Annotated in this window: 7 protein-coding genes; 3 read left to right on the top strand and 4 right to left on the bottom strand. The window is 40.6% G+C overall.

Annotation, left to right across the window (positions count from 1 at the left end; all coding sequences use genetic code 11):
* Positions 1-68: 68 nt before the first annotated feature.
* Both rdgB and ACLR96_RS09860 read right to left on the bottom strand, forming a co-directional pair.
* Positions 69-677 carry an RdgB/HAM1 family non-canonical purine NTP pyrophosphatase gene (gene rdgB / locus ACLR96_RS09865; RefSeq protein ID WP_177269328.1) on the bottom strand — a complete coding sequence of 203 codons (609 nt, stop codon included), beginning with the start codon at positions 675-677 and terminating at the stop codon, positions 69-71.
* A gap of 25 nt (positions 678-702) precedes the next feature.
* Entirely contained in the window at positions 703-1254 is a 552-nt protein-coding gene (locus ACLR96_RS09860; RefSeq protein WP_177269330.1) for a manganese efflux pump MntP family protein, read from the bottom strand.
* Positions 1255-1403: 149 nt separating this feature from the next.
* Here ACLR96_RS09860 and ACLR96_RS09855 point away from each other — a divergent pair, with 149 nt between their 5' ends.
* From ACLR96_RS09855 to ACLR96_RS09845, 3 genes are all read left to right on the top strand, one after another.
* On the top strand, positions 1404-2318 hold the full coding sequence (locus ACLR96_RS09855) for a D-2-hydroxyacid dehydrogenase (RefSeq protein ID WP_177269332.1): 915 nt from the start codon (positions 1404-1406) through the stop codon (positions 2316-2318).
* A 38-nt stretch (positions 2319-2356) separates the two neighbouring features.
* Positions 2357-3637, top strand: a complete 1281-nt coding sequence (locus tag ACLR96_RS09850; RefSeq protein WP_177269334.1) for a Na+/H+ antiporter NhaC family protein — start codon at positions 2357-2359, stop codon at positions 3635-3637.
* Between the two features lie 123 nt (positions 3638-3760).
* Positions 3761-4540, top strand: a complete 780-nt coding sequence (locus tag ACLR96_RS09845) for a hypothetical protein (RefSeq protein ID WP_177269336.1) — start codon at positions 3761-3763, stop codon at positions 4538-4540.
* A gap of 69 nt (positions 4541-4609) precedes the next feature.
* Here ACLR96_RS09845 and groL read toward each other — a convergent pair whose 3' ends face one another.
* Positions 4610-6244: a chaperonin GroEL gene (gene groL / locus ACLR96_RS09840; RefSeq protein WP_177269270.1), complete on the bottom strand. Its 1635-nt coding sequence runs from the start codon at positions 6242-6244 to the stop codon at positions 4610-4612.
* 19 nt (positions 6245-6263) lie between these two features.
* Positions 6264-6536 (bottom strand): co-chaperone GroES, encoded by a 273-nt coding sequence (locus ACLR96_RS09835; RefSeq protein WP_177269319.1) that lies wholly within the window; start codon positions 6534-6536, stop codon positions 6264-6266.
* Positions 6537-6654: the final 118 nt, after the last annotated feature.

The raw sequence follows: 6654 nt of genomic DNA, 5'->3' as shown, positions 1-6654 counted from the left end.
TATGGATCCTGAAGCTGTTTAAATCCCAATATAAGCATTTTAAGCAATCTTGTTCTAAATTTTGCCATTTACAGGCTCACCTCTTTATCACGAAGTTTTTTGCCAAGCTCAGTCAAAGCATTGGCTCTGTGACTTATTCTGTTCTTTATTTCCGGATCTATCCGGCCAAATGACTCATTATACCCGGCAGGGACGAACAAAGGATCATATCCGAATCCGTTTGATCCTTCCGGTTCCAGCAGCAAATGTCCATCTACTTCACCTCTAGCCACTATCTTATCTCCATCAGGGAATACCATAGTTATAACAGAAACAAACCTTCCTGTCCGTTCTTCATAAGGAACGTCTTTTATAAGACTTATAAGTTTTCTGTTATTGGCTTCATCATCTCCGTCAGAACCTGAAAATCTTGAGGAATAAACTCCGGGAGCGCCACCCAGACAATCCACCTCAAGCCCCGAATCATCCGCTATGGTGATTTTTCCGCATAATTTCATTATCTCATAAGCTTTTTTATATGAATTTTCCTCAAAAGTCTCTCCATCTTCCACTATCTCTATATCCGGAATGCCGGCCTCATTTCTTGATATTATAGTCATTCCGAATTTTTTCGTTATTGCTTCTATCTCTCTTATCTTATGATTGTTCTGAGTTGCTGCAACTATTATCTTTTCCATAATCCATCCACCTTACTTACATATACTAAAATAATGCTTTTATCCCTATAACAGCCAATATCATTCCGCCCAAAATCTCGGCCCGGCAGCCAAGCATATTCCCAAATCTGCGACCTATAAAAATAGCCGCCACCACTATAAATACAGTCACAGCACCTATTATTGCCGACGGCCTGAAAATACCAATACCTACTGCGCTAAACCCTATTCCCACAGCAAAAGCATCTATACTTGTGGCTATAGCCTGAAAAAAAAGGATTTTTAATGTCATTATTTTCGCCGGACAGACTTCATGTTTTCTCAGATCCTCTACTCCTTCTTTTATCATCTTTGCGCCTATAATTCCCAATATCACAAATATTACTATTCCCGAATATCTAGTCATTATTTCGGCAAACAGTCCTCCTGCATAATATCCCATTACCGGCATCAGCATCTGAAATACCCCGAAAAAAACCGGCATAGATATGTAAGTAAGCTTATTCAGATTCTTATAAACCATTCCATTAGTCATAGAAACTGCTGCAGCATCCATGGCAAGCCCCGCACCGATCAGGAGAATATCTGTCAGACCCATATAAGATCCCCTTTCTCTTAACAAAACATATACACACGATTATACCATACATGACCTAGACTTTCCAACTTTTATAGTGTAAAATGGCTCTTATAGCCTAAGTTTAAAACACACTAAAATAAATCATTGGCAAATTGGGAGGTCAATATATGGATATTGTAATTTTTGACGGTTATACCATTAATCCGGGAGATTTAAGCTGGGATAAGCTGGAAAATTTATGTGACAGGCTTACCGTATTTGATGCCACACCCATGGATAAAGCATTGTCACGCATAGGAAACAGCGAAATACTCATGACAAGCAAATGCCCTATCACAAGAGAATTCATGGAAAAATGCCCTAATCTTAAGTATATAGGTTCTACTGCTACAGGATACAATAATATCGACATAGCCGCCGCTGCCGATATGGGTATAGCGGTAACCAATATACCATCCTACTCTACTGACGCTGTAGCTCAGCATACCATTGCTCTTATAATGGAGCTGGCAAACAACGTAGGCTTGCACAATCAGTCAGTCCAGCAGGGACAGTGGACAGACTGCAAATATTTCTGTTACTGGAAAAAGCCTGTAAATCTTCTTACCGGGAAGTCACTGGGAATAATAGGTTACGGCGCTATAGGAAAAAGAGTAGCAGAAATAGCAAAAGCTCTTGGGATGAAAATAAATATATACAGAGAAGATCCTGAAGGAGCTATGAAATCAGATTTCGTCTCTCTTCACTGCCCTCTTACTGAAGAAAACAAAAGAATGGTAAGCACGGATTTCATTGTCAACATGAAACCCGGTTCTGTTCTCATTAATACAGCCCGGGGAGGCCTTGTAGATGAACGAGCGCTGGCAGATGCACTTAAATCCGGATTTTTAAGTGCAGCCGCAGTAGATGTTTTGGAAACAGAACCACCTTCCGAAAACTGTCCTCTCATCGGACTGGAAAACTGTATAATAACACCTCACATGGCTTGGTCGCCTATAGAGATGCGTCAGGCTGTAATAGATATTCTTGCAGACAATCTTAAAAGCTGGCTGCAAGGAGGACGACTCAACAGAGTCGAATAATACTTATCACTTTTCACCGATTTAGGAGGAAATCCCCAATGAAACACAGAATTCTCGCACTGCTCCCATTCTTCATATTCGTAATAATCTTTGCAGGAGCAGGCATTATCAGTAAAGACTTCTACAGTATGCCTGCTTACGTGGCCTTTATCATTGCACTGTTCGTAGCGCTCCTTCAAAACCGCAAAGTACCATTTGACGAAAAGCTTAAAATAATCGCCAAAGGAGCCGGAGATGTCAATATCATAACCATGGTTCTGATATTCCTTGTGGCCGGAGCCTTTTCAGGTATAGTAACTGCAGCCGGAGGTGTAGAAAGTACCGTCAATTTCGGACTTTCAATAATTCCTCCTCAGTTTATGGTAGTAGGCATATTCGTTATCGGATGTTTCATATCATTATCTATGGGAACTTCTATGGGAACCATCACTGCTCTTGCCCCCATAGCTCTGGGTGTAGCTGAACAGACAGGTTTCCCTATTGCTGTATGTATAGGCGCCACTGTATGCGGAGCTATGTTTGGAGATAACCTCTCCATGATTTCAGACACTACTATCGCTGCAGTAAGGACACAGGGATGTGAAATGAAAGATAAATTCAAACAGAATTTTCTTATAGTTCTGCCTGCTGCACTTATAACAGTAATAGTATTTTATCTGCAAACCATGCACATGACATACGAGCCAAACGTGTATGATTACAACTTCATCGAAATAATACCATATCTTGTAGTCCTGATAGGAGCTCTTATAGGCTTCAATGTGTTTGCCGTATTATTTTCAGGTATTATCCTTTCAATGATAGTAGGTATCTTCAATGGATCATTTACATTCATGGAATCATTTGGTGTTATAGGTGAAGGTATGACAGGGCTGTTTGAAATATCCATTATTTCCATAATAGTCGCATGTATAGTGTCTCTAATAAAAGAAAACGGCGGTATCTCCCTGATAATTGATGGAATCAAAAAATCAGTTAACGGAAAAAGAGGCGCAGAACTCGGCATAGGTATACTGGTATTTCTGGTAGATATGTGTACAGCCAACAATACAGTAGCCATCGTAATGTCCGGTCCGGTAGCCAGAGAAATAGGAGATGAATTTGGAGTTCAGCCAAAACGTGTTGCTTCTATTCTCGATATTTTCGCTTCTGTAGGTCAAGGACTCATACCCTATGGCGCACAACTCCTTACGGCAGCCGCTCTCGTAGGAATTACTCCTATAGCAATAATGCCTTATCTTTATTATCCTATACTTATGCTGATAAGTGTACTGCTGTTTATCGCATTCCGCCCACAAAAAGATGTTGACGCGAAATGACAAAACGTTGCATATGCAACGTTTTATCATTAAAAATATGTTATTATAGGATAATAGAGTCGTGAAACAATATTTTCAATATTATAAACAAGTTATATCTTTAATTTGAAAGGTGTGATATAAATGGTTGGATTTGACGTCAAGAAAAATATAGAGAAAAATGTTATACAAGCCATAAAAGAGTTTGAGGAAAGGGAAGATATCGTCACTAAATTCGGCGATCCTATAATAGGTTACGTAGACGCTACCCATCTTCTCTTTGATATGTTTTTTACAAGACAGCTTAGCGATCATCCCAAACACATATATAGACCGGGAAATACTCTGATAGTACATTTCGTTCCCTATGCTGATGACATTACAGAAAGTAATATGGGCAATTCAGAACCTTCCGTTAAGTGGTCGAGGGCTTTTACAGAATCCATGTGGCTGTCCATGAAGCTTAACCGCGTGATTCGTGAAACGCTGAATGTGGTGGGAAGACTTTCATCCTGTGCCAATACCCCTATAGACTGGAATGAAGAGCTTCATCATGAAAATTGGTCTCATAAAATGGCTGCCTATGCCGCTGGTATGGGAGAATTCGGTCCTGCCGGATCATTCTGTACAAAAGCGGGATTCGGAGGCCGCTTAAGCACTGTGATAACTGACGGAAAATACGCTGATACTCCCATGAGCCTCAGTGACCAGCAGCTCAAAGAAGCATTTCGTACTATAATGACACAATGTTGTTATGAAGGAGCCGATAATATCTCCTGCAGTGACGAAATGATAAATTCATGTCCGGGCAAAGCTATTTCAAAAAACGGAATAGACAGACAAAAATGTCAAGATCACTGTAAAACTATAGATGAACACATACCATCACCTGATGTATGCGGAAAATGTTTTTTCTTTAAATAAAAGCAATTTCAAAAAAGAGGACTGTTTTAAACAGTCCTCTTTTTATATCTATATTAAACTGATGTGAAACTACATCATTCCCGGCATTCCGCCGCCCATTCCGCCTCCCATAGGCATTGCAGGTTCTTCGGAAGGAATATCTGTTATTCCGGCCTCTGTGGTAAGAAGCATTGCCGATGCTGATGCAGCATTCTGTAAAGCTGATCTTGTAACCTTTGCAGGGTCAACAATACCTGCATCTATCATCCCTATATACTCTTCAGTCGCAGCATTAAATCCAACACCTTCTTTGCTTTCTTTCACCTGAGCTACGACAACACTGCCTTCAAATCCTGCATTTTCTGCAATCTGTCTTACAGGCTCTTCAAGAGCTCTTACAATGATAGCTCCACCTGTCTTGGCATCGCCATCAAGGCTTTCAACATATTTTGCCACGGCAGGAATAGCATTTACAAGAGCTACACCTCCGCCTGACACTATACCTTCCTCCACTGCCGCTTTAGTTGAGTTAAGAGCATCTTCTATTCTCAGTTTTCTTTCCTTAAGCTCTGTCTCTGTAGCAGCACCTACTTTGATAACAGCTACACCGCCAGCCAGTTTAGCAAGTCTCTCCTGAGTCTTTTCCTTATCAAACTCAGAAGTAGTATTTTCGATCTGAGTTTTGATCTGAGCTACTCTTGCCTGTATCTCATCTGCATCTCCGGCACCATCAACGATAACTGTGTTTTCTTTATCAACTTTTACAGTTGCAGCACTTCCCAACATATCTACTGTCGCTTCTTTAAGTTCATATCCGAGTTCTTCAGAAATCACCGTACCGCCTGTCAGAATAGCGATGTCATCCAGCATAGCTTTTCTTCTGTCTCCGAATCCCGGAGCTTTTACAGCTACGCAGTCAAATGTACCCTTCAGCTTATTGACGATAATCGTAGCAAGAGCTTCTCCTTCTAAATCGTCGCAGATTATCAGAAGTTTTCTTCCCTGCTGAACCACCTGTTCCAACACAGGCAGGATTTCCTGAATATTAGTTATCTTCTTATCTGTTATCAGAATATAAGGATTCTCAAGAACTGCTTCCATCTTTTCTGTATCAGTTACCATATATGGGGAGAAATACCCTCTGTCAAACTGCATACCTTCAACCACCTCAAGGGTTGTTCCCATAGTCTTTGATTCTTCGACAGTGATTACCCCGTCCTTGCCAACCTTCTCCATAGCTTCTGCTATGAGCGCTCCGATGTTTTCATCAGCTGCTGACACAGATGCTACCTGAGCAATACTTTCTTTATTATCTACAATCTGCGCAAGTCTCTTAATCTCATCTACAGCCACATCTACAGCTCCCTGAATACCTCTCTTCAGTACCATAGGGTTAGCTCCTGCAGCAACGTTTTTAAAGCCTTCTTTAATAATGATCTGAGCAAGCAGAGTTGCTGTAGTAGTACCGTCACCGGCAACATCATTAGTCTTGGATGCAACTTCTTTGACTACCTGTGCTCCCATATTCTCAACTGCATCTTCCAGCTCGATCTCTCTTGCTATAGTAACACCGTCATTCGTAATAAGAGGTGAACCGAATTTCTTATCGATCAACACGTTTCTTCCCTTTGGTCCAAGGGTTATCTTGACTGTATCTGCCAGCTTATCTACACCTGACTGAAGTTTTCTTCTCGCATCTTCACCGTAATGTAATTCCTTTGCCATATTAAAAATCCCTCCTTAATTATTCAACGATAGCCAGAATATCTCTCTGACTCATTATGGATAACTCTTCACCGCCATACTTAACATCTGTTCCTGCATACTGTGAAAAGATTACTTTGTCTCCTACTTTAAGCTCCATCTTTTCATCATCCGTTCCGGGACCTACCGCAACGACTTCTGCCATCTGGGGCTTTTCTTTAGCAGAACTTGTCAGAAGAATACCGCTGGCAGTTTTTTCTTCTGCTTCGATTTTTTTGATAACAACTCTTGAACCTAAAGGTTTAATTCCAATACTCATTGTGCCATCTCCTTTACTTTTTTATCTTAATAAAATTTTGAAAGAGGCTCCCCTCTTTTTGTTCATTTGTTAGCACTCATTATTTATGAGTGCTAACTATAATTTACAGCCA

This window comes from Lentihominibacter sp. (assembly GCF_046951855.1).
Taxonomy (GTDB): domain Bacteria; phylum Bacillota; class Clostridia; order Peptostreptococcales; family Anaerovoracaceae; genus Lentihominibacter; species Lentihominibacter hominis.
This window is presented reverse-complemented; position numbering and strand designations above follow the sequence as displayed.

What these genes read in the sequence shown, in the direction of transcription:
- rdgB (WP_177269328.1), bottom strand. Translation starts at nt 677, where the DNA reads ATGGAAAAGATAATAGTTGCAGCAACTCAGAACAATCATAAGATAAGA.
- ACLR96_RS09860 (WP_177269330.1), bottom strand. Translation starts at nt 1,254, where the DNA reads ATGGGTCTGACAGATATTCTCCTGATCGGTGCGGGGCTTGCCATGGAT.
- ACLR96_RS09855 (WP_177269332.1), top strand. Translation starts at nt 1,404, where the DNA reads ATGGATATTGTAATTTTTGACGGTTATACCATTAATCCGGGAGATTTA.
- ACLR96_RS09850 (WP_177269334.1), top strand. Translation starts at nt 2,357, where the DNA reads ATGAAACACAGAATTCTCGCACTGCTCCCATTCTTCATATTCGTAATA.
- ACLR96_RS09845 (WP_177269336.1), top strand. Translation starts at nt 3,761, where the DNA reads ATGGTTGGATTTGACGTCAAGAAAAATATAGAGAAAAATGTTATACAA.
- groL (WP_177269270.1), bottom strand. Translation starts at nt 6,244, where the DNA reads ATGGCAAAGGAATTACATTACGGTGAAGATGCGAGAAGAAAACTTCAG.